General features: G+C 43.9%; 2 protein-coding genes and 1 other annotated feature. Of the genes, one reads left to right on the forward strand and one right to left on the reverse strand.

The features are described 5' to 3' along the window. Positions 1-173 precede the first annotated feature (173 nt). Positions 174-1,393 (forward strand): IS3 family transposase gene (locus JMX83_RS14850; RefSeq protein ID WP_379542907.1). Its coding sequence is split into 2 segments (ribosomal slippage): positions 174-450 and positions 450-1,393, totalling 1,221 coding nucleotides; the frame shifts between segments, so codons are not numbered across the junction. Beyond that, positions 449-565: a sequence feature (AL1L pseudoknot), on the forward strand. It overlaps the preceding gene by 117 nt. 90 nt (positions 1,394-1,483) lie before the next feature. Here the strand turns inward: JMX83_RS14850 and JMX83_RS15465 are convergent. Beyond that, positions 1,484-1,712, reverse strand: a 229-nt coding sequence (locus JMX83_RS15465; RefSeq protein WP_201603352.1) for a leucine-rich repeat domain-containing protein, incomplete at its 5' end; no start/stop codon positions are given.

Here is a 1,712-nt window from a genome sequence, read left to right on the forward strand (position 1 = left end):
GTTCTGTAGAGCCTTCTTTTAGAGATATTGACCCTACATTCATACCTCCTGATTCAACTAACATCCGTCTTATAACTCCCCCTAATTACAATGGGTGGAGTGATGATTTTGAAAATTGGGTAGTGAACCGCCCCGGTATTGTCGGAGACTTAACATTCTGAGAGAATACGACAATGAAAAGACAAACCTACACTCCTGAGATTAAAGAACGCGCCGTCCGTATGCTGATCGAAGCAGCAAACGACTATCCCTCCACATGGGCAGCCATTCAAGCCATTGCCCCTAAGATTGGCTGCACGCCTGAAACCCTGCGCTCATGGCACAAGAAGCATATAGATCAAACTATCCCTGCATCGGTACAAGCTCAAAGCCAAGAGCAACGTATTAAAGATCTTGAACGTGAGAACAAAGAACTCAAACAGGCCAATGAGATCATACGTAAGGCAGCCGCTTTTTTCGCCCAGGCGGAGCTCGACCGTCCACCGAAATAATGGTCACATTTATCGATGATCACAAGCAGAAATACGGGATCGAGCCAATCTGTAGAGTACTACCGATTGCCCCATCAACCTACTACCGTACTAAAGACTTGGAGAGTTACCCTGAAAAGCGCTCGTTGCGTCAGCAGCATGACGATTATTATATCAACGAGATTAAACGCATCTGGCAGGACAGTAAATGCCGTTACGGTGTTCGTAAAGTCTGGCAGCAGATGAAGGCAGATGGTATTCATGTGGCTCGTTGTACGGTAGAGCGTTTAATGAAGCAGTATGGTATGCAAGGCATCTGGCGCGGTAAGGGCAAGATCACCACCAATAGCCGTGATGACCAAAAATGCTCTGATGACCTGATTAATCGTAATTTTAATGCCCATCGTCCTAATCAGCTATGGGTAGCTGACTTCACCTATATAAAAACAACTAGCGGCTGGGTATATACCGCTTTTATTATTGACGTGTTTGCCCGTAGCATTGTCGGTTGGAAAGTATCTAATCGCATGAACACGGATATGGTTATGGCTGCGCTAAATCAGGCGATAGCAGACAGGAACAACCCCAAAGATGTGATTCATCACAGTGATCGCGGGGTTCAGTACTTATCCATTCGTTATACTGATAAGATGAAGGACTCTAGCATCATTGCCTCGGTCGGCACGACTGGTGATTCATACGATAACGCACTGGCTGAAACGGTTAACGGGCTGTATAAATCTGAGGTAATTGACTATTTAAAGGAGAATTGGACTGGCGTTAATGATGTTGAACTGGCAACCCTTGAATGGGTGGACTGGTTTAATAAAACACGTCTGCATAGCACGATTGGTTATGTGTCACCTTTTGAGTTTGAAAAGCGGTATTACGATAATTTAACCCTGTCAGGCATCGCTGCCTGACTCAAGTAAATCACTCTCCGATATAGTCGGGGCGGTTCAGAGAAAGCCTATCAAGAGGATTACCAGTAAGATTGATACATCTCAAACTATTCAGCTGTGTAAAACTATCTGGCAGGTTTCTAAGATTACAATAAACAAGCTCAAGCTTAACAAGATTATAAGCTCACCAATACTATTAGGTAGCTTGCCCAATTTACAATAACTGATAAAAAACTCAGTCAGACTCTTAAGTTGCCCTATGATTTCAGGCAGCTCTTTGAGGCTACAATGGTTAATATAAAGCTTCTCTAGATTAGTAAGTTGACCTACGCTATCAGGT

This window comes from Psychrobacter piscatorii, from assembly GCF_904846415.1.
Lineage (GTDB): Bacteria > Pseudomonadota > Gammaproteobacteria > Pseudomonadales > Moraxellaceae > Psychrobacter > Psychrobacter piscatorii.